The organism is Gemmatimonadaceae bacterium, assembly GCA_036496605.1.
Lineage (GTDB): Bacteria > Gemmatimonadota > Gemmatimonadetes > Gemmatimonadales > Gemmatimonadaceae > AG2.
Window position 1 is genome coordinate 1 of sequence record DASXKV010000037.1, and the last position, 25,931, is coordinate 25,931.

27 protein-coding genes and 1 riboswitch are annotated in these 25,931 nt (G+C 64.9%); of the genes, 26 read left to right on the plus strand and 1 reads right to left on the minus strand.

Annotated features, from left to right (window positions below; translation table 11 throughout):
- The first annotated feature begins 385 nt into the window (after positions 1–385).
- Entirely contained in the window at positions 386–1,987 is a 1,602-nt protein-coding gene (locus tag VGH98_14820) for a methylmalonyl-CoA mutase family protein (GenBank protein ID HEY2377246.1), read from the plus strand.
- 52 nt (positions 1,988–2,039) lie between these two features.
- Positions 2,040–2,825, plus strand: coding sequence for an outer membrane beta-barrel protein (locus VGH98_14825; GenBank protein HEY2377247.1), 786 nt, complete (start codon positions 2,040–2,042; stop codon positions 2,823–2,825).
- A gap of 351 nt (positions 2,826–3,176) precedes the next feature.
- Here VGH98_14825 and VGH98_14830 read toward each other — a convergent pair whose 3' ends face one another.
- Positions 3,177–3,383: a hypothetical protein gene (locus VGH98_14830; protein ID HEY2377248.1), complete on the minus strand. Its 207-nt coding sequence runs from the start codon at positions 3,381–3,383 to the stop codon at positions 3,177–3,179.
- 3 nt (positions 3,384–3,386) lie between these two features.
- Between VGH98_14830 and argS the strand changes: the two genes are divergently transcribed.
- From argS to VGH98_14950, 24 genes are all read left to right on the plus strand, one after another.
- Complete coding sequence (argS, locus tag VGH98_14835) at positions 3,387–5,039, plus strand: arginine--tRNA ligase (protein ID HEY2377249.1); 1,653 nt, start codon at positions 3,387–3,389, stop codon at positions 5,037–5,039.
- 124 nt (positions 5,040–5,163) lie between these two features.
- Positions 5,164–6,081, plus strand: a complete 918-nt coding sequence (locus VGH98_14840) for a PfkB family carbohydrate kinase (protein ID HEY2377250.1) — start codon at positions 5,164–5,166, stop codon at positions 6,079–6,081.
- Positions 6,078–7,112: a phosphoribosylformylglycinamidine cyclo-ligase gene (gene purM, locus VGH98_14845; GenBank protein ID HEY2377251.1), complete on the plus strand. Its 1,035-nt coding sequence runs from the start codon at positions 6,078–6,080 to the stop codon at positions 7,110–7,112. Before VGH98_14840 ends, purM begins: the two co-directional genes overlap by 4 nt.
- A gap of 9 nt (positions 7,113–7,121) precedes the next feature.
- The gene (locus VGH98_14850; GenBank protein ID HEY2377252.1) at positions 7,122–8,117 is read left to right on the plus strand and encodes a hypothetical protein; all 996 of its coding nucleotides are present in this window, start codon (positions 7,122–7,124) and stop codon (positions 8,115–8,117) included.
- Between the two features lie 6 nt (positions 8,118–8,123).
- Entirely contained in the window at positions 8,124–9,239 is a 1,116-nt protein-coding gene (gene ribD / locus VGH98_14855) for a bifunctional diaminohydroxyphosphoribosylaminopyrimidine deaminase/5-amino-6-(5-phosphoribosylamino)uracil reductase RibD (GenBank protein HEY2377253.1), read from the plus strand.
- Positions 9,239–9,829 carry a riboflavin synthase gene (locus tag VGH98_14860; GenBank protein HEY2377254.1) on the plus strand — a complete coding sequence of 197 codons (591 nt, stop codon included), beginning with the start codon at positions 9,239–9,241 and terminating at the stop codon, positions 9,827–9,829. Before ribD ends, VGH98_14860 begins: the two co-directional genes overlap by 1 nt.
- 28 nt (positions 9,830–9,857) lie before the next feature.
- On the plus strand, positions 9,858–11,066 hold the full coding sequence (locus tag VGH98_14865) for a bifunctional 3,4-dihydroxy-2-butanone-4-phosphate synthase/GTP cyclohydrolase II (GenBank protein ID HEY2377255.1): 1,209 nt from the start codon (positions 9,858–9,860) through the stop codon (positions 11,064–11,066).
- A 405-nt stretch (positions 11,067–11,471) separates the two neighbouring features.
- Positions 11,472–11,951, plus strand: coding sequence for a 6,7-dimethyl-8-ribityllumazine synthase (ribH, locus tag VGH98_14870; protein ID HEY2377256.1), 480 nt, complete (start codon positions 11,472–11,474; stop codon positions 11,949–11,951).
- Complete coding sequence (gene nusB, locus VGH98_14875) at positions 11,932–12,351, plus strand: transcription antitermination factor NusB (GenBank protein ID HEY2377257.1); 420 nt, start codon at positions 11,932–11,934, stop codon at positions 12,349–12,351. Before ribH ends, nusB begins: the two co-directional genes overlap by 20 nt.
- Positions 12,351–13,508: a glycosyltransferase family 4 protein gene (locus VGH98_14880; GenBank protein HEY2377258.1), complete on the plus strand. Its 1,158-nt coding sequence runs from the start codon at positions 12,351–12,353 to the stop codon at positions 13,506–13,508. The genes nusB and VGH98_14880 overlap by 1 nt, the downstream gene beginning before the upstream one ends.
- A gap of 25 nt (positions 13,509–13,533) precedes the next feature.
- Entirely contained in the window at positions 13,534–13,869 is a 336-nt protein-coding gene (locus VGH98_14885) for an HPF/RaiA family ribosome-associated protein (protein HEY2377259.1), read from the plus strand.
- Positions 13,866–14,834 carry an HPr(Ser) kinase/phosphatase gene (hprK, locus tag VGH98_14890; protein HEY2377260.1) on the plus strand — a complete coding sequence of 323 codons (969 nt, stop codon included), beginning with the start codon at positions 13,866–13,868 and terminating at the stop codon, positions 14,832–14,834. Before VGH98_14885 ends, hprK begins: the two co-directional genes overlap by 4 nt.
- Positions 14,827–15,258: a hypothetical protein gene (locus VGH98_14895; protein ID HEY2377261.1), complete on the plus strand. Its 432-nt coding sequence runs from the start codon at positions 14,827–14,829 to the stop codon at positions 15,256–15,258. The genes hprK and VGH98_14895 overlap by 8 nt, the downstream gene beginning before the upstream one ends.
- Positions 15,255–15,740: a PTS sugar transporter subunit IIB gene (locus tag VGH98_14900; protein HEY2377262.1), complete on the plus strand. Its 486-nt coding sequence runs from the start codon at positions 15,255–15,257 to the stop codon at positions 15,738–15,740. The genes VGH98_14895 and VGH98_14900 overlap by 4 nt, the downstream gene beginning before the upstream one ends.
- The gene (locus VGH98_14905) at positions 15,740–16,420 is read left to right on the plus strand and encodes a PTS sugar transporter subunit IIC (protein ID HEY2377263.1); all 681 of its coding nucleotides are present in this window, start codon (positions 15,740–15,742) and stop codon (positions 16,418–16,420) included. Before VGH98_14900 ends, VGH98_14905 begins: the two co-directional genes overlap by 1 nt.
- A gap of 20 nt (positions 16,421–16,440) precedes the next feature.
- Positions 16,441–17,208 carry a PTS system mannose/fructose/sorbose family transporter subunit IID gene (locus VGH98_14910; protein ID HEY2377264.1) on the plus strand — a complete coding sequence of 256 codons (768 nt, stop codon included), beginning with the start codon at positions 16,441–16,443 and terminating at the stop codon, positions 17,206–17,208.
- Positions 17,208–17,474, plus strand: coding sequence for an HPr family phosphocarrier protein (locus VGH98_14915; GenBank protein ID HEY2377265.1), 267 nt, complete (start codon positions 17,208–17,210; stop codon positions 17,472–17,474). Before VGH98_14910 ends, VGH98_14915 begins: the two co-directional genes overlap by 1 nt.
- 15 nt (positions 17,475–17,489) lie before the next feature.
- Complete coding sequence (ptsP, locus tag VGH98_14920; GenBank protein ID HEY2377266.1) at positions 17,490–19,253, plus strand: phosphoenolpyruvate--protein phosphotransferase; 1,764 nt, start codon at positions 17,490–17,492, stop codon at positions 19,251–19,253.
- Positions 19,254–19,413: 160 nt separating this feature from the next.
- A complete protein-coding gene (gene metK, locus VGH98_14925) occupies positions 19,414–20,589 on the plus strand; it encodes a methionine adenosyltransferase (protein ID HEY2377267.1) in 1,176 nt (391 codons plus the stop codon).
- Between the two features lie 343 nt (positions 20,590–20,932).
- On the plus strand, positions 20,933–21,448 hold the full coding sequence (locus tag VGH98_14930; GenBank protein ID HEY2377268.1) for a bifunctional nuclease family protein: 516 nt from the start codon (positions 20,933–20,935) through the stop codon (positions 21,446–21,448).
- A gap of 402 nt (positions 21,449–21,850) precedes the next feature.
- The gene (locus VGH98_14935) at positions 21,851–22,963 is read left to right on the plus strand and encodes a hypothetical protein (protein HEY2377269.1); all 1,113 of its coding nucleotides are present in this window, start codon (positions 21,851–21,853) and stop codon (positions 22,961–22,963) included.
- A gap of 39 nt (positions 22,964–23,002) precedes the next feature.
- Positions 23,003–23,124: riboswitch (cobalamin riboswitch) on the plus strand.
- A gap of 108 nt (positions 23,125–23,232) precedes the next feature.
- A complete protein-coding gene (locus tag VGH98_14940) occupies positions 23,233–24,150 on the plus strand; it encodes a helical backbone metal receptor (GenBank protein HEY2377270.1) in 918 nt (305 codons plus the stop codon).
- Positions 24,147–25,130 carry an iron ABC transporter permease gene (locus VGH98_14945; protein HEY2377271.1) on the plus strand — a complete coding sequence of 328 codons (984 nt, stop codon included), beginning with the start codon at positions 24,147–24,149 and terminating at the stop codon, positions 25,128–25,130. The genes VGH98_14940 and VGH98_14945 overlap by 4 nt, the downstream gene beginning before the upstream one ends.
- Positions 25,127–25,915, plus strand: a complete 789-nt coding sequence (locus VGH98_14950; protein HEY2377272.1) for an ABC transporter ATP-binding protein — start codon at positions 25,127–25,129, stop codon at positions 25,913–25,915. Before VGH98_14945 ends, VGH98_14950 begins: the two co-directional genes overlap by 4 nt.
- Positions 25,916–25,931 lie beyond the last annotated feature (16 nt).

Consider the following 25,931-nt stretch of genomic DNA (forward strand, 5'->3'; position numbering starts at 1 on the left):
ATCGCAGCGGACGATCTCGTCCGCCAAGCAACCATCAGGGCTGATTGCACGGGAAAAAACGCCCACGCAATCCGCACGGACGAAGTCCGCCCTTGACAATCGCTCTCATAGAACCGCTGACACGGCCCTGAAACCGCTGACTCGCTCCTCAGCAGGGACGGTCCCATGCAACAAGTAGCAGATGGTTTCTTGTTTGAGTGCCTAGGGAAGTTTCCGACGTTGAGGGAAACCTCCCGGTGCATTCACAAATTCAAAACATCACTCGGCGCGGAGCTGTCTCTGTACACGGAGCGCGTCAGCGGTCTCAGCGCCGTGTCAGCGGTGTCAGCGGCCTCCGGTCGAAACCCGCTCCTGTTATTAACACGTCGACCCGGCGCGAGCGCCGATGCCTGACGAGAAGATCCAATCGCCCTCGGGGCTGCCAATCGATCCCGTCTATCGGCCGGACAACGCCCTTTTCTCGTACGCCGCTGATCTCGGCGATCCGGGCTCGTACCCCTTCACGCGTGGCGTTCAGCCAACGATGTACCGTGGCCGGCTCTGGACGATGCGGCAGTATGCGGGCTTCGGCACCGCCGCCGAAACGAATCGTCGATTCCGGCTGCTTCTCGAGGCGGGCCAGACCGGTTTGTCGGTTGCCTTCGATCTGCCGACGCAGATGGGGATCGACTCCGACGATTCACGCGCGATCGGCGAAGTGGGCCGTGTCGGCGCCGCGATCGACACGGTCGACGACATGCACGTCCTGCTCGACGAGATCCCGCTGGATCGTGTCTCCACGTCGATGACGATAAATGCCACTGCGTCGACGCTGCTCGCGATGTACATCGTCGTCGCCGAGGAACGGGGGATTCCGCGAGACCGCATCAGCGGCACGATTCAGAACGACATCCTGAAAGAGTACATCGCCCGCGGCACGTACATCTATCCGCCGGAGCCGAGCCTGGCCCTCATCGCCGAGGTATTTCGATTCTGTGCGGAAGAAGTGCCTAACTGGAATCCGATCTCGATCTCGGGCTATCACATCCGCGAGGCGGGCGCGACGGCGGTGCAGGAGCTCGCGTTCACCTTCGCGAACGCGATGGAGTATGTCGCTCGCGCGATCGACGAGGGATTGCCCGTCGACCGCTTCGCGCCGCGCCTCTCCTTCTTTTTCGCCGCGCATAACGACTTGTTCGAGGAGGTGGCAAAATTTCGCGCGGCTCGGCGCATGTATGCGCGTCTGATGCGCGATCGGTTCGGCGCGAGCGACGCCAGCGCACGGCTTCGATTCCACACGCAGACCGGCGGCGTGACCTTGCAGGCGCAACAGCCGCTGAACAACATCGTGCGCGTCGCAATCCAGGCACTCGCCGCGGTGCTGGGCGGCACCCAGTCGCTGCACACGAATGGTTATGACGAAGCGCTCGCGCTCCCGACGGAGGAGGCGGCGACACTCGCGCTCCGAACGCAGCAGGTCATCGCGTACGAATCGGGAGCCGCGGCCACCGCCGATCCATTGGGCGGGAGCTACTACGTCGAACACCTAACGAGCGAACTGGAGAAGCAAGCGCTTGCGCTTCTCACGCGCGTCGACGAGCTCGGGGGCGCCGCGAAGGCAATTGCCGCTGGTTTTTTTCAGGAGGAGATCGCACGCAGCGCCTACGAGTTTCAGCTTCGGGTCGAGCGTGGCGACGCGGTCGTCGTTGGCCTGAATCGTTTCAACGACGGGCGCGAGCCGCCCGACGTGCCGACTCCCGACTACTCGACGCTGGAGCGCGAGCAAATTGCTCGCGTACGTGAAGCCCGCGCACACCGCGATCGTTTGGCTGTCAGCCGCGCGCTCGAGCAGCTACGCGCCGCGGCCGTCTGCTATGCGTCGGACGCACCGGCGCAAAGCAGACCGCATTTGATGACGGCGATTATCGATGCCGTACGGCTCCGCGCGACGGTCGGCGAGATTGCCGGCATGCTCGCTGGCGAGTGGGGCCGCTACCAACCGACCTAACGCCACTGGCTGCATTACGAGCGGCGTTGGGCATTCCCAAAACGCATAACTCGTGACTGCCGAGACCGGCTCGTCGTCCATTGGACGTGCGCGGCAGATCTCGGCGGGAGTCGCCTGGCTGGCCGCAAACCAACCCATCCAGTTAGGAGGCCACGTGCTGTACCGAATTCTCGCCGGGGCAGCCGCCAGCGTCGCACTCTTGTCTTCGGTGGCCGCTGGGCAAGCCTGTCAGGGAAATCTGCCTTTCCGCGGATCCATGCACATCGGCGGTGGGGCATCGTTGACGGACCACACGACAACTCTCGGGGCCGGTCTGCTCACTGGCCATCGCGAAGGGTTGTTCGGTGGTGGCTCCGTTGGCTTGACGGACTATCAAGCTGGGGTAGGCAGCGCCTTCTCGATGAATGGTGCGCTCGGCTACTCGATGCCTCTCCAGGGGGCACGAAACTGGGAGTTCTGCCCAGGTGGGACGCTGAGTCTCGGCTTTGGTCCGAATGCCGGCGGCGCTGACATTCGCACTCAGACGATGACGGGTGGCGTGTCGGCCGGCACGTCGCTTCCGCTCAGCCGGAATGTCTCGCTGTTGCCCTACGGGTCGGTTGCGCTCGGTTACACTCGCGCAACGGTGAGTGGCTTCCCAGGGTCAGCGAGCGACACGTACTTCCTCTTTGGCTTCGGCGCAGGCTTCAAGATCACGCCCTCGCTCGTCATTCAGCCTTCGGTCGGCTTCGCTGTGGCGACGGACAATCCCGACGACACGATGTTTGGGATCAACGTCTCCTGGGCGCTCCCGAACGGTCACGACGACGCACCACGACCCACGACTCGTCGACGGTAACGGCGACGACCTAACGAGCAGCGAATCGTTCGTTGTCACGACGCGGCGCCGACCCGGCGCCGCGTTCGTCGTTTTCTCCCGTGCTCTTCCGAGCCGAGCTTGAACCCGCTGGGGCAGCCGGGTTAGCTTACAGTTTCGGTTCGCCCCCCTAAGTCCCGGCTGAATGCCAACTTACGAATTCCGTTGTCCAGACGGCCACGAGTTCGAAAAGTTCTACCGAAAGATCAGCGACGCGCAGTCGGAGTTGGCCTGTCCTGTGTGCGGCAAGCCGGCCATGCGTCTCGTCTCGGGAGGAGCGAGCCTGCTGTTCAAAGGCTCAGGCTTCTACCTCACCGATTACGGCAAGAACGCTCACCGGAAGGCGGCGCCGGAATCGAGCGGGAGCGATTCGAAGAACTCGGGCGAGTCGAAAGGGGGTGACAGCTCGGGCGGTTCCTCGAGCGAATCGAAGAGTGGCGAGTCGAAGCCGAGCGAGTCGAAGCCGGCGGAAACGAAGCCTTCGAGCGAATCGAAGCCGGCAAAGAAGCCATCCTCGTCAGGCACTCCGAAGTCCGGCACGTAATGACCGCTACCGATCTCCTTCGCGCCGAGCTCACCCGAGCGGCGCGGTCGCTCGGTGCGCCTGAAAACATCGAGCCCGCGCTGGAGCGGCCGCGCGATCCCGCCTTTGGCGACTGGGCGACGAACCTGGCGCTCGTCCTCGCGAAGCCACTCAAGGCGAAGCCGCGCGACCTCGCGCAGGCGCTGCTGAAGGCGATGGATTACAAGCGGGCCGGGATTCGCACCGCAGAAGTGGCGGGTCCGGGCTTCATCAATTTTCGAATGGACGTCGGCGTCGTCGCGAGCGGTATCGCCGCGCTCCTCGACGCCGGGGAATCGTATGGACGCAGCGACGCTGGCGGCGGCAAACCGGTCAACGTCGAGTTCGTGTCCGCAAATCCAACGGGCCCGCTGCACGTCGGCCACGGTCGCCAGGCCGCGTTAGGCGACGCCATCGCGTCGTTGCTCGAGTGGACGGGCTGGCGCGTTTGCCGCGAGTTCTACTACAACGATGCGGGCGCGCAGATCAATAATCTCGCACGCAGCGTTCAGGCGCGTGTTCGACAACTCGGCGGTGAGGACGCGGCGATTCCGCCGGACGGCTACCATGGCGAGTACATCCGCGACATCGCCGAGCATTATGTCGCCCAATACCCCAATGATCGTGCGGGAGCCGATCTCGATGCGATTCGGCAGTTCACCGTACAGGAGCTTCGCAAGGAGCAGGACATCGACCTGCAGACGTTCGGCGTGAAGTTCGACGTGTACTTCCTCGAGTCCTCACTCTACACGGCGGGACGTGTCGAGAAGACCGTCGAGCGTCTGGTCGCGGCGGGACATACGTACGAGAAGGATGGCGCGCTCTGGCTGCGCACGACCGATTTCGGCGACGACAAGGATCGCGTGATGCGAAAGAGCGCGCAGTTCGGGAGCGATTTCACCTATTTCGTGCCCGACGTCGCATACCATGTAACGAAATGGGAGCGCGGCTTCGCGCGCGCGATCAACGTTCAGGGCGCCGACCACCACAGCACGGTGACGCGCGTGCGCGTCGGCTTGCAGGCGCTCGAGATGGGCATTCCCGCGGGCTATCCCGACTACGTCCTGCATCAGATGGTGTCGCTGATGCGCGGCGGAGAAGAGGTGAAGTTCTCGAAGCGCACGGGCACGATCGTGTCGATTCGCGAGCTCGTCGAGGAAGTCGGTGGTGACGCGGTACGGTGGTTCTTCCTCATGCGAAAGGGCGACTCGCCGCTCTCGTTCGACATCGATCTCGCGCGGTCGCAGTCGGAGGAGAATCCGGTCTATTACGTCCAGATGGCGCATGCGCGGATGTCGGGGATCTTCCGCGTCGGCGAGATCGACGTGGCGTCGATTCGCGCCGAGGATGTGGACTTCGACGTGTTGTCCCTTCCGGAGGAGCACGAGCTCATGAAAGCGCTGCTCGACTTTCCGGGAGAGCTCGCCGGTGCCGCGGAGGCTCTCGAGCCCCAGCGCCTAACGACCTACCTCCTCGAGACGGCGAAGAAGATCCACCTCTGGTATCACAAGTCGCACGTGCTGAACGAGCCCGAGCCGATCATGCGGGCGCGTCTGGTGCTCGCGCGTGCCTCGCAGATCGTGATTCGCAATGGATTGCACGCGTTAGGTATCACCGCGCCGGAACGAATGTGACCATCCTCTGTCATCCTGAGCGAAGCGAAGGATCTACTGTACATAGTTAGAAGCAAACCACTCGTTGAGGACAGTAGATCCTTCGTCGCTGCGCTCCTCAGGATGACACCTTAGGCAATCGACAATGTCCCTTCTCGTCGTAGGCTCCGTCGCTCTCGATTCGATTGAAACGCCGTTCGGCAAGGCCGACGACGTTCTCGGCGGCTCGGCGACGTTTTTCTCGGCGTCGGCCAGCCATCTCACCGGTGTGCAGCTCGTTGGTGTCGTCGGGAACGACTACCCCATGCAGAAGCTCGAGCCGCTGGCCCAGCGCGGCGTCGATCTCGCGGGGCTCGAGCGCGCCGAGGGCCGATCCTTTCGCTGGCGCGGCCGTTACCGCCACGACCTGAACGTCGCCGAGACGCTCGAGACACACCTCGGCGTCTTCTCCAATTTTCGGCCAAAGATCCCGGAGCAGTTTCGGCGCGCGCCGTTCGTCTTCCTCGGCAACATCGATCCGCGATTGCAGCTCGACGTGCTGACACAGGTCGAGAAACCGAAGCTCGTGGCTTGCGACACGATGAATTTCTGGATCGAGAGCCGGCGTCCCGAGCTGATGGAGCTCCTGTCGCGCGTCGACCTCATCACGCTCAACGACGCCGAGGCGCGGCAGCTCACCGAGAAGTACAACCTCATCAAGGCCGCGCGCTGGATCATGAGTCGCGGGCCCAAGCTCGTCATCGTGAAGAAGGGCGAGCACGGCGCCTTCATGTTTAGCGAACGTGAAATATTCTTCGCGCCCGCCTATCCGCTCGAGGACGTCTTCGATCCCACCGGCGCGGGCGATTCCTTCGCCGGCGGTTTCATGGGCTACCTCGCGCGGAGCGGTGACCTGTCCGAACGGAACCTGCGCCGCGCCGTCGTGTACGGCTCGGCGATGGGCTCATTCGCCGTCGAAAAATTCTCGATCGAGCGCTTGCTCGAGGTGAAGCCGGCCGACGTCGCGGATCGGGTGCGCGAATTCCATCGTCTCGTCACCTTCGAGCAGGAGTTGGACGCGTGAGCGACGTCCCGGGGGCGCTCGACTATCGTGGTGCCGGCGTCGACATCGACGCCGCGGATGACGCGAAGTCTCGCATCAAGCAACTCGTCGAATCGACGTTCACCGCCGGTGCGCGCGGACGCTTCGGCGGATTCGGCGGGATGTTCCGCATGCCGTCCGACGCGAAGCGCCCGGTGCTCGTCGCCAGCGCCGACGGCGTCGGCACCAAGATCAAAGTGGCGATCGAGGCCGGTCGCCACGATAGCATTGGTCATGATCTCGTGAACCACTGCACGAACGACATTCTGGTGCAAGGCGCGCGGCCGATGTTCTTCCTCGACTATGTGGCGTTCGGTGTGCTCGAGCCGGCGGTTGCCGAGGCCGTCGTGGCCGGCGTCGCCGCCGGATGCCGAGAGAATGAGTGTTCGCTCATCGGTGGCGAGACCGCGGAGATGCCGGGAGTGTACACGCCGCCGGACTATGACCTGGCCGGATTTGTGGTCGGCTGGGTCGAAGAAGACGCGATCATCGGCCCCGATCGTGTGCGGGAAGGAGACGTGTTGATCGGACTCGCGAGCAGTGGACTGCACACCAACGGATACTCGCTCGCGCGCCGTATCGTGGCGGAACGCATGCGGCTTGGGCCGACTGATCCCTTTCCGGGTGAATCGGCTACTGCCGCCGACGTGTTGCTGCGCGTGCATCGTTCGTATCTCCCGACGCTGCGTCCCGTGCTGGGCACGATTCACGCTATGGCCCACATCACCGGTGGAGGCCTTCCCGGGAACGTGAACCGCGCGTTGCCCTCGACGCTCGACGCGGACATCGACACCAGGAGTTGGGAAATCCCCAATCTGTTCAGGCAACTGCAACAGGCCGGAGCAGTGGCGCGCGACGAGATGTTTCGCGCATTCAACATGGGCGTAGGGATGGTGGTGATTGCCGCGGCGGCCGATGGTGAAACGATCATCCGGGCCGCACAGTCAGAAAGGGTAGGGGCCTGGCGCCTCGGGCGTGTCGTACGAGGGACGGGCCGGGTGATTCTCAATTAGGAGATCGAGATGAGACTTCGCATTGCAGTCGTAGCAGTCTTGCTGTCCGCCGTGTCGTTCAATGCGCGGGCGCAACAAAAGAGCTGTCCTGCCGGCACGGGCGGCCTCGATCCGAATACGATCTCGCAGGATGCTTGTCAGATGGCGTACGACGTGTTTCAGTTTCTCGCTCCGCAACTTGGCATCGCGCTCACCGGCGGCAATGCGACGCTCGGTCAGGGCGGCGCGCTCGGCGGGCTGGGACATTTCGCGCTCGAGTTGCGCGCGAACGTCCTCGATGGGGATCTCCCCGACGTCCAGAAGTTTCCGCAGCCCAGCACGAGCGGCCGGCAGTCGCACACGCTGCCGACGAAGTCGCAGTTCGTCGGCCTGCCGACGGTCGACGCCGGGATTGGCATCTTCAAGGGACTCTCGCTCGGGCTCACGAATGTCGGCGGTGTCGACCTCCTGTTGAGCGCGAGTTACATCCCGACGGTGGGCGGTCCCAATGACGCAGTGCAGGTCAAGCCGAATCAGAGTCTCAACATCGGCGTCGGCGCACGCGTTGGGATCATTCAGGAATCGCTGCTCACGCCGGGCGTCTCGGTGACATACCTTCGACGTGATCTGCCGACGACGACGATCATCGGCACATCATCCGGCGTCGACGTGAGTGTGCGGGACGCTTCGGTCAAGACAAATGCATGGCGCCTAACGGCGAGCAAGAGTCTCATTCTGTTCAGCCTTGCCGCCGGCATTGGACGCGACAGCTACGATCAGTCGGCAACGATTCAAGGCACGGTGACGAACCCCGTTGCGGTGCAGTCGCAACCCGTGCTGGTGAAGCAGAGCATGACGAGGACCAACTACTTCGTCGACGGCTCGCTCAATTTCATCATCGCGAAGATCGTCGCCGAAGTCGGCCAGGTGACGGGTGGCTCCGTGAGCACCTACAACACCTTCAGCGGCGGCGCGGCCGACAAGTCGCGTCTGTACGGTTCGCTCGGCGTGCGGATCGGATTCTGATGACCGATGCCTAACGAACGCCCGGCGCAGGAACGCGAGGACGATCGCGCGTACATGCGTCGGGCGCTCGACCTCGCCCGCCGCGGCTGGGGCCACACGGCGCCGAACCCCATGGTCGGCGCCGTCGTCGTTCGCGAGGGACAGGTCGTCGGTGAAGGGTTCCACGCGCGGTACGGCCAAGAGCATGCGGAAATCGCAGCGCTGCGAGAGGCCGGCGATCGCGCACGCGGCGCCACGCTGTATGTGACGCTCGAGCCCTGCGCCCACCACGGCAAAACGCCACCCTGTGCCGACGCGATCGTCGCCGCCGGCATCGCGCGGGTCGTTGCGGCTACGGAGGACGTCAATCCAGAGGCGGCGGGCGGCGCGACACGGTTGCGCGCCGCAGGGATCCCGCTCGACGTCGGTCTCGAGCGCAGTGCCGCGCGTGAACAGAACGCGCCATTCTTCCACCGATTCGCCAGCAATCGCCCCTGGGTCACGCTCAAGCTCGCGATGTCGCTCGATGGCGCGATCGCGAGCGCGGATCGGACGCGCGGCGCCGCGGGAAACTTCCTCACGGGCGCTGAAGCACGGCGCGAAGTGCACCACATGCGCGCCGGGATGGATGCCATTGCCGTTGGGGTGGGAACGGTGCTCGCCGACGATCCACTCCTCACCGTGCGCGAGGGGCCGCCGCCGCGCGTTGCGCCGCGACGGATCATCTTCGATTCGGAGCTCCGGACGCCCGTAGGGGCCGCGATCGTGCGCAGCGCGCGGCTCGTGCCGACGATCATCATTGCGCGGCGCGCCGACTCGATGCGTCGTGAGGCGCTGAGCACGGCCGGCGTCGACGTTCGCGTTCACGAAACTCTCCAATCCGCGATCGTCGCGCTTGCGGCAGACGGCGTGCGCGCGCTGCTCGTCGAAGGTGGTGCGCGCCTGGCCGCGTCGCTCATTGCGCAGGCATTGGTAGACCGGCTCGTTATCTTTCAGGCTCCAGTCGTCCTCGGCGCGGGCGCTCTGAACGCGTTCGCCTATGTCTCGCCGGCGACGGCCGAGTCGCTCGCGCGACTTCCCGTCATCGTGCGGGCCACATTCGGCGACGACCTGAAAACCACCTACGCCTTCGGAGATCAGTAGTGTTCACCGGCCTCGTCGACGACGTCGGCACGATCGAGCGCATCACGCCAGTTGCAGCGGGCAGGGAGTTTCGCATCCGCTGCCAATACGATGACCTCGAGGAAGGCGAAAGCATCGCCGTGAACGGTACGTGCCTCACGGTGCGCGGCCGCGGGGCGCATTGGTTTAGCGCTGCCGCGGTGATCACGACCCTGGGGCGGACGACGATGGGCGAATGGCGGCCCGGACGACGCGTCAACCTGGAGCGGGCAATTCGCGCTGGGGACCGCTTTGGCGGCCACATGGTCCAGGGACACGTCGACGGGGTGGCTCGCGTCACCGGCGTGCGGACGGTGGGTGATGCACGTTTGATTGATCTTGCCCTCCCAGCGGGCCTCGCCGACCTTATGGTGCGTCAGGGCTCGATTGCGGTCGATGGCGTGAGCCTGACCATCAACGACCTGCCGGGCGCGGACGTCGTGCAACTCTCGCTCATCGAGTACACGCTGCGCCATACGGCACTCGACACGTTGGGCGAGGGCGACGAGGTTCACGTCGAAGCGGACATGATTGGCAAGTATGTACAACGACTACTCGGCGCCTACAAATAGGGGCTAGGCATTTTTCCATTTCGATTCCATGTCTTCTTTCGCAACTGTAGAGCAAGCCATTCGCGACATCAGCGCCGGCAAGTTCGTGATCGTGGCCGACGACGAGGACCGCGAGAATGAGGGTGATCTCATTTGTGCCGCGGAGCTCGTGACGCCGGAGATGGTGAACTTCATGATCAAGAAGGCCGGCGGCTTGATCTGTCTGGCCATGGCTGGTGACCGTGTCGATCAGCTCGGGCTCTCGCCGATGGCCGAGTCGAGTCTCGATGCGTATCGCACGGCATACACGGTGAGCATCGACGCGTCGGCTCGATTTGGCGTGACGACGGGCATCAGCGCGCAGGATCGCGCGACCACGATTCGCGTCGCCGTCGATCCCGATACGACGGCCGCCGACCTGCACCACGGCGGGCATGTGTTTCCGCTTCGCGCGCGAGAAGGCGGTGTGTTGCAACGCGTCGGACACACCGAAGCAGCCATCGATCTCGCGCGGCTCGCCGGACTCAGGGCCGCGGGCGTGATCTGCGAGATCCTGAACGAAGACGGTTCGGCCGCGCGCCGCCCGCACCTCGAGCATTTTGCGCGCGAGTACGGCATCAGCTTCATCACGGTTGCGCAGCTCGTTGCGCATCGCCTGAAGACCGAACGGCTCGTCCACCGCATCGCCGAGGCTCGGCTTCCGACCGACCATGGTCAGTGGCGGATCGTCGGCTATCGTAATGACGTGGATGAGCACGAGCACGTCGCGCTGGTGTTTGGCGAAGTGGGAGAGGGCGAAGATATACTAGTCCGAATGCACTCCAAGTGCCTAACGGGCGACGTCTTCCACTCGCTGCGCTGCGATTGTGGCTGGCAGCTCGACACGGCGATGCAGATGATCGCCGTCGAGGGGCGCGGCGTCATCGTCTATCTCGATCAGGAAGGGCGCGGTATCGGTTTGCTCAACAAGCTCAAAGCGTACGAGCTGCAGGATCACGGCGCCGACACGGTCGAGGCGAACGAGCAGCTCGGATTCAAGCCCGATCTGCGGAACTACGGCATCGGTGCGCAGATCCTGCTCGATCTCGGGCTGCATTCGATCCGGCCCATCACCAACAATCCGCGCAAGCTCGTCGGGCTCGAGGGCTACGGCCTTCGCGTGCACGACCGTGTTCCCATCGTTCAGCCGGAGCACAGCGAGAGCGCGGGGTACATGCGCACGAAGCGCGACAAGCTCGGCCACCTGCTGGCCTCCTAAGCAGATACACGAAAGCCCGGATCTTCCGCGAATTTCCGGAACGGTTGAGGTCAGCGGGGCCGCTGAAACCACTGACACTGCGCTGAAACCACTGACTCGCTCCCCGGCAGGGACTGCTCCATGCACCAAGTAACAGATGGGTTCTTTTTTGAGTGCCTCGGGAAGCTTCCAACGATCAGGGAAGCCTCGCGACGCATTCACAAATTCAAAACGCCACCGGGCGCGGAGCCTTCTCGGCGCGCGGAGCCCGTCAGCGGGTTCAGGGCCCTGTCAGGGGTTTCAGCGGCCGCCTTTGGCTCGTCGCGAAATTCCGCGAAGAACGAAGAGTTTTGCAACAGCAGGACTTTTTTCTACCTACTTAGTGCAACTGAAATGTTGATGGCGGGCGGCCGGCGGTCTAACTGAATGGCCGAGTTCAGCGGGTCGCCAACTGGACACGGGCGACGCTTCGTGGTCGTTGCCAGCCGATTCAACGAGACGGTGACGCAAAAGCTCGTCGACGGCGCGCTCGACGCGCTCGTTAGGCATGGCGCCGCCGCCGATGACGTCGACGTCGTCTGGGTGCCCGGTGCGTGGGAGCTGCCGGCCGCCGTGCGCCGGCTCCTCGCCACCGAGCGCTACGACGCGCTGGTTGCCCTTGGCGCCGTCGTGCGCGGCGACACCCCGCACTTCGATTATGTCGCCGGCGAAGCATCGCGTGGGCTCGCCGACGCCGCCTCGGCATTCGAGACGCCGGTTGGCTTCGGGCTCCTCACTTGCGATACGATGGCGCAGGCCGAAGCCCGCGCCGGCGGTGAGCACGGCAACAAGGGTTGGGACGCGGCACTGGCCGCGCTCGAGATGGCCGACCTTTTCGACCGACTCGATGCCGCGGACGAGAGTTGAAACGAGAGCACGCGCACGTGTCCTCCAGGCTCTCTACGCTTGGGACCTGCGCGGCGAGCAGGGGCTGGAGCGCGTGGCGAGCCAGATCTGGGACGATCTTGCCGTTCCGCAGGAAGAACGCAAGATCGCCGGCACCCTCGTACATACCGTGGCGCAGCACGGCCACGAGTTGGACGAGGAGCTCGCCGAAGTGACCACGAACTGGCGTCTCGACCGGCTCGGCGTCGTCGAGCGATCGGTGTTGCGCATGGGCGCCGCCGAGCTCTATGGTGGCAAGACGCCGCCGCGCGTCGTGATTCAGGAAGGCGTGAAGCTCGCCGAACGGTACGGCAGCGTACAGAGCGCGAAGTTCGTGAACGGAGTCCTCGACGCTCTGGCCCGGCGCATGGGACGGATCTAGTGCGCGTCCTGCTCGTCAACTGGCAGGACCGCGAGAATCCTCAGGCCGGTGGCGCCGAGATTCACATGCATGAAATCTTCGGCCGTCTTGCCGCCGCGGGGCACGAGATCACGCTCCTGTGTGGTGGCTGGCCAGGCTGTCCACCACGCGCACGCCTCGACGGCATCGAGGTGCACCGCGTCGGGACGCGCCACAGCTTTCCACTCCTCGCTCGTCGTTACTTCGATCGCGTATTCGGCGACGTCGCGCCTTCGCTGGACGTCGTCGTCGAGGACGTGAACAAGATTCCGTTGTACACGCCGCGATGGCGCGGCATTCGTCGCGTCGTCGCGCTCGTGCCGCATCTATTCGGCGGTACGGTGTTTCAGGAGCTGGCCGCTCCTCTCGCGGCCGCCGTGTGGCTCGCCGAACGTCCATTGGCGCGCATGTACCGCGGAGTTCCCTTCGAGGCGATCAGTCAGAGCACGGCTGACGACCTCGCTCGACGCGGCATTCCGCGCGAGAGCATCGAGGTGATCTACCCGGGTATCGATACCGAGGGATATAGTCCGGCACCCGGAGCCCGCAGCCCTCAGCCCGCGTTTGCCTACCTCGGCCGGCTCAAGAAGTACAAGGGAGTGCATTACGTGATTCGCGCTTTCGCGGCGATGCGGAATCGAGAGGCCACGCTCGAGATCGCCGGTGCGGGGGACTATCGCCCCAGCCTCGAAGCGCTCGCCCGTTCGCTTGACCTCGGCGACCGCGTGCGGTTTCTTGGGCGTATATCGGAGCATGAGAAGCTCGCCTTGTTGCGTCGCGCGTGGGCATTGGTCTTTGCCTCTCCGAAGGAAGGGTGGGGCATCACGAATCTCGAGGCCGCCGCCTGCGCGACCCCTGTCGTCGCATCCAACTCTCCGGGCATTCGCGAGTCCGTTCGCAATGAGGAGACCGGCTATCTCGTACCGCACGGAGACAACCTGGCGATGGCGGCGGCCCTCGATCGGGTTGCGGCCTCGCGAGAGCTCGTCGAGCAACTCGGGCGCTCGGCGCGCGCCTTCGCCGAGACGTTCACCTGGGAGCGTGCGGCGGAGGAAACGGCTGCCCATCTGGCGCGCGTCGTCGCGACGCCCTCTGCGCATGTGTTTCGTGTCGCTCGCCGTTCGTACAGTAGCACGTAGTGTCGGTCCCGCTGTCGAGGAGCACATGGAGATCATCTTTCACGCCCATCATGCCGATATCTCTCCGCGCTTGCAGCAGCGCGCGGACGCGTCGCTCCGCAAGATCGTCGCGCGACTGGGTCGCGCTGTCGATGCGATCGTTCGTGTGGAAGAGGACGGACCGACGCGGCGCGTGGAGCTCGAGCTGCACGCACCGCGCGGGCGGCGATTGGTGGCCCGCGGCGAAGCACGATATTTCGGTCCCGCGCTCACCGTGGCGTTAGGCAAGCTGGGCGCGCAAGTGAAGCGCGTACGGAAAACGACGTCAGGACGACGGCGCGTCGCGAAGTCGCGGATGCGCCGCAAGCTTGCCAGGGTGTGAAGGTCAAGCTCACCGTCGGCCGGCTTATCGACCGGCTCCGCGACGTTCTCGCTCTGGAGGCACTCGATGCCACTGGCCTCGAACGCGAGATCGTCAGCGCCAATGTCTCGAGTCCCGGTCTCGTTCTCGCGGGATACGTCGAGCGATTTCCCGCGCACCGGTTGCAGGTCTTCGGCGAGACGGAGATCAGCTACCTCGCGTCGAGGTCCGACGTCGAGCGTCGTGAAATCCTCGGAACGTTCTTCTCGTTTCCGATTCCGGCGGTGTTCGTCACGAAAGGCCAGCAGCCGCCCCCGGAGATGATGGAGCTGGCGGCGAGCGCCGGTGTGCCGATCATCGGCTCGCGACTCAAGACCAATGAGTTCTACACGCGCATCAAGCCCTGGCTCGAGGAGGAATTTGCACCGACGACGACGCTTCACGGCTCGCTCTGCGACGTTTTTGGTGTCGGATTGTTGTTCATCGGCCGGAGCGGCATCGGCAAATCCGAGTGCGTGCTCGACCTGGTCGAACGCGGGCACCGGCTCGTTGCCGACGACGTCGTCATGGTCACGCGACGCGGTGCCGAGGTCCTTCTGGGACGCGGGCACGAGCTGCAGCGTCATTACATGGAGGTCCGCGGCGTCGGGCTCGTCGACGTGCCGTCGGTGTTCGGCATCCGCGCCGTTAGGCAGCAGAAGCGCATCGAGGTCGTCGTCGAGCTCGTGGACTGGGATCCCGAGCTCGTCATCGACCGCACCGGGCTCGATCGCGAGGGCACTACGATCCTGGATGTTACGTTACCAAAGATCACGGTGCCGCTGAATCCAGGAAAAAACATTACTGTCATTTCCGAAGTAATCGCCATGAACCATTTGCTCAAGTACAGTGGTATAGATCCGGCCGAACGGTTCAATGACCGTTTGATGAAGACGATGCGCGCCGCCTCCGAAGTCCGTCGTTACTTGCAGGAGGACTATGAGTGATCGAGCGCCGGACGATGAGATCAGACCGGTGCCCCGCGCGATCGTCGCCGGCCACGGCGACTTCGCCAGCGGTCTGGTGTCTGCGGTCGACGTCATCACCGGGCGCGGCGCGCAGTTGATTCCCGTCGCCGTGCCTGGTTTGTGCGCGGAGGACATCGAGAAGCTCATTCGCGAGCGCATGCAGGAAAGCGGCGTGAAGGTGATCTTCACCGACCTGCAGGCGGGCAGTTGCACGATGGCGGCGCGGCGCATTCTGCGCGGCGCCGACGACGCCGTGCTCATCGCGGGTGTGAACCTGCCGACGCTGCTCGACTTCGTCTTCGCCGATCAGATGCCCGCGGTCGATGCGGCACGTCACTCCGCTGAACGCGGACGAGTCGCCATCACCGTCGTCGGCGCCGCCGGAGCGGTCAAACAGGCGTGACCCTCGTCCTGCACCGTATCGACGATCGGCTGATTCATGGGCAGGTCGTGGTCGGCTGGGGGCAGCCGCTCGACATCCGCTTCATCGTCCTCGTCGACGACCAAGTCGCGGCCAGCGAGTGGGAGCAGGAGCTCTACCGCATGGGTGTGCCGCCGGAGATGGATGTGTATTTCCTGAACGTCGAGCAGGCGGTCGCGGAGCTGCCGCGCCTTCGGAGCGACGCGCGACAGGGGATCCTCCTCACCGGTGATATCGACACGATGCGCCGGCTCGTCGACGCGGGTGGAATCACGAGTGTCAACATCGGGGGCATCCACCATCGTGCCGGACGCACGCAACGCCTGCGATATGTGTTCTTGAACAACGACGAGGAGTCGGCGTTGCGCGAGATTGCAACGCTCGGTGCCGCGGTCTCGGCCCAGGACGTGCCCGGCGCCCGTCCGGTGCCACTCGACGACATCCTCGCGGGAGTCGCCAGCTGATGTGGATCGATCTGCTACCGATCGCGCTCCTTGGCGGACTCCTGGGCCTCGATGTCGTCAGCTTTCCGCAAGCGATGATCTCGCGTCCGCTCGTGGCGGCGACGCTCGCGGGGACACTGATCGGCCATTCACTGAGCGGACTCCTCGTCGGTGCAGCGCTGGAATTGATCGCGTTGGAGACGCTGCCATTCGGCGCGTCGCGATACCCCGAGTGGGGGTCGGCGGCCGTCGTCGGCGGCGCGATCTTCGCCACGCATTCGAGCCATCCCGCCGGCGCGATGGAGATGTCGATGATCGCGTCGCTGGCAACGGCGTGGGTCGGCGGCTGGACGATGGTGAAGCTGCGCGAGCGCAACGCCTACTGGGCTGCGCGACGTCGCTCGGCATTGGATGCCGGAGCGCGCGGTGCGGTGATCGATCTGCAGCTCCTCTGCATGACCGCCGATCTCCTGCGTGGTGGTTTCCTCGCCGCGATCTCGTACGCGGTCTTCGCGCCGCTAACGACGGCCGCGATCGGCGCATGGAGCACCGATGCGCGAATCTCTCGCGCCGTCGTCGTCACCGTGGCCGCAAGCGTGGCCGTGAGCGCCGGTCTCAAGATTTTCCATGGCGTCAGCGGCGCGCGTTGGCTCTTTCTCTGCGGCGTCGTCGTGGGGCTCGGCGTGATGACAGTCCTATGACCGCGCCAGCGATCGCCCCCATGCCCCAACCAGAGCGACGTACCGCACTGCCGATCCGAACGCAGGCCGCCATTTTCCTGCGTCTGCTCGCGATTCAGGGTTCGTGGAACTACGAGATCCTGCTCGGCAATGGTATCGGCTTCTGTCTCGAGCCTGCGCTACGGCTTCTGCCCGAGGGCGTGCACAGCGAGCATTTCAAGCAGGCGTTGGCTCGCGAGAGCAAGTACTTCAACGCGCATCCATACCTCGCGTCCGTCGCGGTCGGTGCGCTCGCGCGCGCGGAGCTCGATGGCGAGCCGCCGGAGCGGATTGAGCGTTTTCGTACTGCGTTGTGCGGGCCGCTTGGCAGTGTCGGCGATCGGTTGGTGTGGGCGGGCTGGCTGCCCTTTTGTAGCCTGGTCGCGCTCGCGGTGTTTGGTCTTGGCGGCGGACCGGTGCTGGTCCTGAGTGTGTTTCTCGGCTCCTACAACCTCGGACACTTCGGGCTCCGGTTGTGGGGATTACGCACGGGTTGGAACAACGGGCTGCGGGTCGCGTCGGCACTGGCGAATCCGGTGCTGCGAAATGGTCCACTACACATCGGACGGCTCGCGGCACTTGCGACCGGCTTCGCGATCCCCCTCGCTCTCTATCGCGTGATTGGGCCCGGACGCGTGTTGCTCGGCTTCGTGCTGACTGCCGTCATCGTCGCCGCGCTCCTGCTCGTTCGCCTGCACGGTCGAATCGAAGGTTGGCGTCTCGCGCTGTTCATCCTCGCAGGGTTCGCCCTCTTCTCCGTGGCCCACTGATGCCCGAGCGTATCGTTCAGATTGTCAACAAAGCGGGATTGCATGCCAGGCCGGCGGCGGAGATTGTGAAGTTGGCCGCAAAGTACAACGCTGAGATTACCGTCGTCCGCGATGAGCTCGAGGTCAACGGAAAGAGTATCATGGGCGTGATGATGCTGGCGGCTGAATGCGGCTCGACGCTGCAACTCAAGGCGGAAGGACCGGACGCGAAGGAAGCGTTGGATGCACTGGAGAAGTTGATCGGGAGCAAGTTTGGCGAGAGTTGACTCGGAGGTATCCAGGTGAAGCGGAAGCTCGTGGGGATTGGCGCGTCTCCGGGAATCGTCGTCGGCACCGTCCAGCTGCTGCGCTGGGAGGTACCGGACGTCGCACATCGTATCATTCCCGACGACGGCATTCCCGCCGAGCTGACGCGATTTCACAACGCGCTCGAGGCGGCGAAGGAACGCTTGCGCCAGATCCGTACGCGCGTCGAAAGCACGGTGGGGCGCGAAGAGGCCGCGATCTTCGAGGTGCAGCTCTCGATTCTCGACGACCCGGATCTCACGCGGGGCGTCGAGGAGCTCATTCACCAGAATCTCGCCGCCGAGAAAGCGTTTGACATCCAGATGGTCGAATCGCGGCAGCGCTTCGCGCGCGCGGCGAGTCCCATGGTCCGTGAGCGCGTCGGCGACCTCACCGACGTGCACATCCGCGTGCTCTCACTCCTGCTCGGCCACGACCCGATCGACATCCCATCCGGCGGGAGGGCGATTCTCGTCACCCACGATCTGACGCCGAGCCTGACGGTTCAGCTGGATCGCAAATCGATCGTTGCCATTGCCACCGACGCGGGAACGCGCACGTCGCACGTCGCGATACTTGCGCGTTCGCTCAACTTGCCGGCGATCGTCGGGTTGCGCGATGCGACGAGCGAGCTGCGCGGCGGCGAACACGCGATTCTCGACGGCTCGACCGGTGTGCTCGCGATCGACCCGTCGCATGCCGACATCGAGTCCTATCGCGAGCGCGACCGGCAGGAGAAGGTTGCCGAAGCGGAGCTGCAGCGGCTCGCGTCGCTCGAGTCGATCACGACCGACGGCGTGCACGTCACTCTGCGCGCGAACGTCGACCTGCCCGAGGAGGCCGACCTTGCCGCGTCGAGCGGCGCCGAGGGCGTTGGTCTGATGCGCACCGAGTTCCTCGTCCTCGGGCGCGCGACGATGCCTGACGAGGACGAGCAATATCGCGCCTACCGGAAAGTCGTCGAGGCGTTCGGGGGCAAGCCCGTTGTGATTCGCACCTTCGACATCGGCGGCGATAAACTGCCCGTTGGCGGCTATCCGAGCGAGCCGAATCCATTTCTCGGCTGGCGCGCGATCCGGATGTGCCTCGACAAGCCGGAGCTGTTCCGCACCCAGTTGCGCGCGCTGCTTCGTGCCGCCTCGCATGGCGACGTGCGCATCATGCTTCCGCTCGTCGTCACGCTCGACGAAGTGCTCGGAGCACGTGCGCTGCTCGAGGAGGCCGCGAGCCAGCTCGAGCGCCGCGGCGTCACCGTGCGCCGCGACGTCCCGTTAGGCGTGATGATCGAGACGCCCGCCGCCGCGGTTGCCGCCGACACGTTCACGCGCGACGGCGATGTCGCGTTCTTCAGCATCGGGACCAACGATCTGGTGCAGTACACGCTCGCCGTCGATCGCGGCAATGCGAACCTGTCTTCTCGCTTCACGCCGTTGCATCCCGCCGTCCTTCGCCTCATCGAGCGGACCGTGCAGGTTGGCGAGGGCGCGGGCCTCGAGGTCGCCGTGTGCGGCGAGATGGCGTCGCAGCCGCTGATGGCGTTCGCGCTGATCGGGCTCGGCGTTAGGCAGCTGAGCGTGTCGCCGCGATCGGTGTCGCTCGTCAAGCGCATCGTGCGTGGCATCTCGGCCGCGACCGCCGAGGAAGCCGCGAAGGCCGCGCTCAAGGCAAGCACTGCGGACGCCGCGAGCCGCGAGCTGCACCGTCGCCTGAGCGCTGCGATGCCGGAATTAGGTTTGTTGGAACAGGGACTGCCAGTGTAGATGGTTGTTCGTTGCTGGTTGTTCGTGGTTATTGGTTGTTGGTAGTTGGTTGTTCGTAGATCGTAATCACCAAACACTAACCACCCACGACCAGCCACCAGTATCAACTACCAACAACCGACAACCAACTACCAACCACCACCAACTACCAACCACCAACTTGTTCGATCGTCATCTCTTCACCTCGGAATCCGTCACCGAAGGGCATCCCGACAAAATCGCGGACGCCATCTCCGATGCCGTCCTCGACGCCATTCTCGCCGACGATCCAACCGCGCGCGTCGCCTGCGAAACGCTCGTCACGACGGGCCTCGCCTGCGTCGCCGGCGAGATCACGACGTCGACCTATGTTCACGTCCCCGACATTGTCCGCGCGACCATCCAGCGCATCGGCTACACGGACGCGAGCTACGGGTTCGACAATCAGACGTGCGCCGTCATGAGCACCATCGATCGACAATCGCCGGACATTGCGATGGGCGTCGACACCGGTGGCGCGGGCGATCAAGGTATGATGTTCGGCTATGCGTCGGACGAGACGCCGGAGTTGATGCCGATGCCGATCATGCTCGCGCATCGCATCACCAAGGCGCTCGCGGATCGGCGAAAGTCCGGCGATCTCGAGTGGCTGCGGCCGGACGGGAAGGCGCAGGTCACCGTGCTGTACGAAGACCGCCGTCCCGTCGCCGTCGATACGGTCGTCGTTTCGACGCAGCACTCGCCCGACGTCTCGCAGCGCGAGATCAAGCGCGGGATCATCGAGGAGATCGTCGAGCCCTCCATCCCCGAGTCGCTGCGCTCGCACAAGATCAAGTATCACGTCAATCCAACCGGACGCTTCGTGATCGGCGGCCCGCAGGGCGATGCGGGACTCACCGGACGCAAGATCATCGTCGACACCTATGGCGGTATGGGTCGGCACGGTGGCGGTGCCTTTAGCGGCAAGGATCCGAGCAAAGTGGATCGGTCAGCCTGCTACGCGGCGCGCTGGGTCGCCAAGAACATCGTCGCCGCGGGTCTGGCGCGCCGATGTGAGGTTCAGCTCGCGTACGCGATCGGTGTTGCCGAGCCGGTCTCGGTGATGGTCGACAGCTTTGGTACGTCGGTCGTACCCGAGTCGGACATCATGGGCGCCGTGCGCGACGTGTTCGACCTCACTCCGCGCGGAATCATCCAGGCACTCGATCTCCGCAAGCCGATTTATTCCGCGACCTCGGCGTACGGCCACTTCGGCCGCAAGCCCGAGCGCATCGGCAACGGTCGTAAGGCTGCTAGGACGTTCACCTGGGAGCGGACCGATCGATCTGCGGCGCTGAAGCGCGCCGTGAAGGGCTAGGCCGCTGTCATCCTGAGCGGAGCGAAGGATCGAGTGGACTGTAGCCGAGATAATGAGAGCAGATGCGAGAGCAGGCGCGTTCCAGGCCACAATGACAAGGAGTATTACGGATTCGACGGATAGCACGGATCGAACGGATTCGGTCCAGGAGCATCCGTTCCATCCGCCGAATCCGTAATACTCTTTGTCATCGTGGCATCTTCGGCTGGGCCAGTTTTGATATGGAGTCGGCAAGCCCTGCTCTCACAATCTCAATTCCTTGACGAGAGCGCTCCTCAGGATGACACGTCTGGGTCCGGACGATAACTTCCAGAAAGCATCACGAACCTCAGCCCCTTGCCACGTGGTCGAAGTCGTCGTTGCCCGGCTCGGTCTCGACAGTACGACGCAGTCGTACGTCCTCGTCCTTCAGGAGAAGGGAGGGCCGCGTCTGCTGCCGATCTGGATCGGCCAGCCGGAGGCCGAGTCGATCGTTATGCAGATCCACAGCATCAAGCGCGCGCGTCCGCTGACCCACGACCTGTGCAAGAATCTGATCCTCGGTCTCGGCGGTTCGCTCCGCCGCGTGCAGATCACGCGGGTCGAGAAGAATACCTATTATGCCGAGCTGCACATCAACCGTGGCGACAACGTAGTGCAGATCGACGCGCGTCCCTCGGACAGCATCGCGATTGCGCTGCGCCTCGCGGCTCCGATCTTCGCCGCGGAGACGCTGCTCTCGACGATCGAGATGGACGAGCAGAGCGACGAGACACCCGGTGCCGCAGCGACGCCCGACACGGGTGAGCTGAGCGCCGATCAGCTCAAGGAATACCTCGAGAATCTCCGGCCGGAGGATTTCGGGAAATTCAACCTCTGACTCTCCCGCGCCGAAACCTCTCTTTGTTTCTTGTTCTTCGGGGCACGAGCTGTAGGAGGTCGCTGAAACCGCTGACACGGCGCTGAGACCTCTGACGGGTTCCTCAGCAGCGACGGTTCCATGCACCAAGTAGCGATGGTTTCTTGTTTAAATGCCTCGGGAAGCTTCCAACGGTCAGAGACGTCTCCGGACGCTTTCACAAATTCACAACATCACTGGGCGCGGAGCTGTCTCCGCACACGGAGCGCGTCAGCGGTTTCAGCGCCGTGTCAGTGGTATCAGTGGTCCCCCTGACCTCAATCGTTCCCGAAATCCCCGGATGATCTTCTGCGTCCTCTGCGACCTCTTTGCTTCATAATCCTGGTACTCTTCGCCGCGGCTGGATTGTGCGTTGGTGCCGCGATGTCGAGGCCGTTGCCTGCCCAAGCAACACCCGCCCGGACCGTCGACGGCGTCGTTATGCACGGCGAGGCCAAGGGACCGCGTCCGATCGCCGGCGTACACGTCGTCCTGCACCGCGTTGGGCCCGATCGCGCCGGACCACTCGATTCGATGCTCACCGAGGCGCGTGGGCGATATCACTTTCGCTACGTCCCTTCGGGCAGCCCCGACGCGATCTACTTCGTCTCGGCGTCGTACGACGGCATCGCGTACTTCAGCGTCCCGCTGCACGATCCGGTGACGCGAGGCGACGACGCGCAGATCATGGTGTATGACACGACCTCGGGCCCCGTGCCGATTCACGTCCTCGGTCATCACATCATCGTCGGCTCGCCGGACGCGCACGGGCAACGCGAATCGGTCGAGGTCTTCGAGCTCGGCAACGATTCGAGCGTCACCCGCGTGACGGGCGGCGCCGAGCGGCCCGTGTGGCAGGCCCAGCTCCCGCGCGGCGTGCTGAGTCCCAAGGTGAATCCAACCGGAGAGATCGCGCCGAGTGCAATCTCGTTCACTGGTGGAGTCGTTAGGCTCTACGCGCCGGTGAGTCCGGGTGCGAGGCAGTTGTCGTACGCGTTCCAGGTGCCGAAGGCAGCGCTGCCGCTCTCATTCTCGATCGAGCAGCCGACGAGTGTGCTCGAGGTGCTGCTCGAGGAGCCGCGCGTAACGGTGACGGGTGGAAATCTCGCCGAAGTCGCGCCGACGACGTCCGGTGGACGATCCTTCCGTCGATTCCTCGGACAGAACATCCCGGCGCAGAGCGTCGTTCAGATCGACGTGCCCTTCACGCTCGGTGACACGCGCTCGCGATTCTTCATCGCCATCGCCGTCGTTTGCGGCGCGGCGATGCTCGGCGCAATTCTCTTTGCGACACGCGGCCGCCGCGTGCCGGCGCGAGCAGCGCCGACATATTCGCCCGCGGCGGACGAACTACTGCAAACCATTACGCAGCTCGACGCGCGTTTCGAGCAAGCCAATGGCGCCACGGAAGATCAGCGTGCGGCATACGAGGCCGAACGCGGCCGGCTCAAGGCGCGCTTGGCGGCCGCGCTTGCCGAAGAGCCCCAGCCCCGATAACATTCGCGACACAATCGAACGATCGCGGACGCGGGACACGGAAACCGGTGTGATGCCGGTGCGGCCCCGCCACTGTGACGGGTAATATGAGTCTGCTCAACAGCCACTGATCGGCGCAGGTCCGGTCGGGAAGGCGAGCAGACAGCCCGAAGCCAGGAGACGACCCCGTCTGCGCCACACTTTCAGATCCTCGGGGGAGGACTGGTGGCGACGACGCGCCGGATCGTGTTGGGCGTGTTCGACGTGACGGGCATCCTTCCTCGAGAACGGTGCCCGTTTTGCATTTCATTGCTTCGCGGCTCGCTGTTCGCTGCACGCTGACGATCGTCGCGATCGTCGCGATCGGGGCGTGCCGCGAGCACGCTCCGGAGAATCGCAGCGCCGGGAGTGTCGTCGACGACTACGGCCGCACCGTTAGGCTGAACGCGGCGCCGCAACGCATCGTCTCATTGAATCCCGCGACCACGGAGCTGCTCTTCGCCCTCGGCGCCGGGCCGCGCGTCGTCGGCCGGACGCAATACGATTTCTGGCCCGATTCGGCACGCCTCGTTCCGAGCGTCGGCGCGGGCATGCGGCCGAACCTCGAGGCGGTGCTTGGCCGACAACCCGACCTGGTGGTGATGTACGCCAGCGGCGACGATCGCGGCGCCGCTGATCGCCTAACGGCTGCCGGCATTGCGACGGCGGCGTTCCGCATCGACAAGATTCGGGACTTCGCTCGTGTTGCCATGGACCTCGGGAGGCTCCTTGGTGACACGATGCGCGCTCGGACTGTCGTCGATTCGGTCACTGCAACGCTCGACCGCGTTCGTCGCGCCACCGACACGCTGCCGCGGCCGACTGTTTTCCTGCACGCCTGGGAGAAGCCGCTCATGACGATCGGCGGCGGAAGCTTTCTCTCCGAGCTCGTCACGATCGCGGGTGGGCGGAACGTGTACGACTCGCTGCCGGCGCCATCGCCAGTCGTCACACTCGAAGACGTGCTGCGCCGGAACCCGGACATCGTGCTCGTGAGTCCGCTGGAGCGTGAGACTTTGCTCACGAGCAAGCGGTGGCACGCGTTGCCGGCGGTCCGCGCAGGGCGTGTCGTTGCCTATGATACCAACGTCGTCGAGCGGCCGTCGGTGAAGCTGGGCGAAGCCGCCGTCTCGCTCGCGCGAATTCTGCACCCGGGCGTGCTGCCATGAGCGCGCGAGCGAGCTGGTTGCGCTGGTCGGCCTTCGTCATCGGCCTTGGCGTCGCGCTCGTGCTTGCCGTCGCCCTGGGGACGATCGCTCTCTCGCCCGGTCAGGTGTGGAGTGCTCTCCTCGGACGCGGCGATGCCACGGCGATCACCATCGTGCGGGTACTCCGTTTACCGCGCGCGGTGCTGGCGGCGCTGATCGGCGCGGGGCTTGGCATCTCGGGCGCAGCGCTCCAGGGCACGATGCGCAACCCGCTCGCCGAGCCCTATCTCCTTGGGGTGTCGGGTGGGGCGGCGGTGGGGGCCGTGGTCGCCGTCTCGTTAGGCCTGGCGCTCACGCTCGTGCCGATCGCGGCGTTCGCGGGCGCGATCGCCGCGGTGACGCTCGCGTTCTTCGTCGCACACGCCGCCGGCACGCGCGGTGACGCGCGCATTCTGCTCATGGCCGGTGTCGTCGTCGGCGCCTTCGCCAACTCGGTGATCATGCTCGTCCTTGGCAGCGCACCATCCAACGTCGTGCGCGACGCCGTCTGGTGGATGATGGGCTCGGTCGCCGCGGCCACGTGGTCCGACAACGGCTGGCTCTTCGGGTATCTCGTCGTTGGCGGCGGCGCGCTCTTTCTCTGGGCACGGCAGATCGACGTGCTTGCGTTAGGCGACGACACCGCCGCCGCCCTCGGGCTCGATCCCGAGCGGACCGCGCGGAAGGTGTACGCCGCGGCGTCGCTCGTCGCGGCGGCGACCGTTGCGGCGGCCGGCCTCGTCGGCTTTGTCGGACTCGTCGTGCCGCACATCGTGCGGGGCACCGGTGTGAGACGCCATCTGCCATTGCTGGCGGGCAGCGCGCTCGTCGGCGCGGGACTCGTCGTCCTCGCCGATCTCGCCGCGCGCACGATCCGTCCTCCAGCCGAGCTCCCGTTAGGCGCCGTCACGGCGATCGTCGGCGTGCCGTTTTTCCTCGCGCGTCTCCGGCGGCTCGCATGATTCGCTACGACGACGTCGTCGTCCGGTATCCGCGCGCGAGCCGCGACGCGCTCTCCGGCGTTCGACTGGAGGCGATCCGCGGGCGTCTCACCGCGGTCGTCGGCCCCAATGGCAGCGGCAAGAGCACGCTCGTGCGCGCGCTGTTGGGCCGTGTGGATATCAGCGGCGGCCAGGTGCTCCTCAACGGCGAGCCCGTCACGGATCGAATGACGTTCGCGCGGCGAGTTGCCGTCGTGACACAGCGCGAGGAGCTCGCCTTTCCATTGAGCGTCGGGGAGTACGTCGCCCTTGGCCGATTTCCACACCTCGGTGGATGGCGCAGTGCGGGGAGGGCCGACCGCGTCGCCGTCGAGCGCGCGATGACGCGAGCTGGCGTCGAGCGATTTGCTCGCGACGAGCGCACGCTGCAGGAGCTCTCCGGCGGCGAATGGCAGCGCGTGCGGCTCGCGCGCGCGCTCGCTCAGGAGGCCGAATCGCTCGTACTGGACGAGCCAACGACATTTCTCGACATCGCGCACGAGATGTCGGTTTTTGAACTTCTCCATCAGCTCGCAGCCGAGGGTCTCGCCGTCTTGCTCGTGAGCCATCAACTCAACCTCGTCGCGCGGTTTGCCGACGAGATCTTCCTGCTCCATGAGGGCCGCATCGCCGCGGCCGGCCCGCCTGACGAGGTGATGCAGGCGCCTGTTCTCGAGCGCGTCTACGAGTGGCCACTCGTCGTCACGCGCGATCCCGCTGTCGGCGCACCCGCACTACTTCCGCTGCGCGTCCGCCGGCGGATCTAACGCTCCACACTTCCTT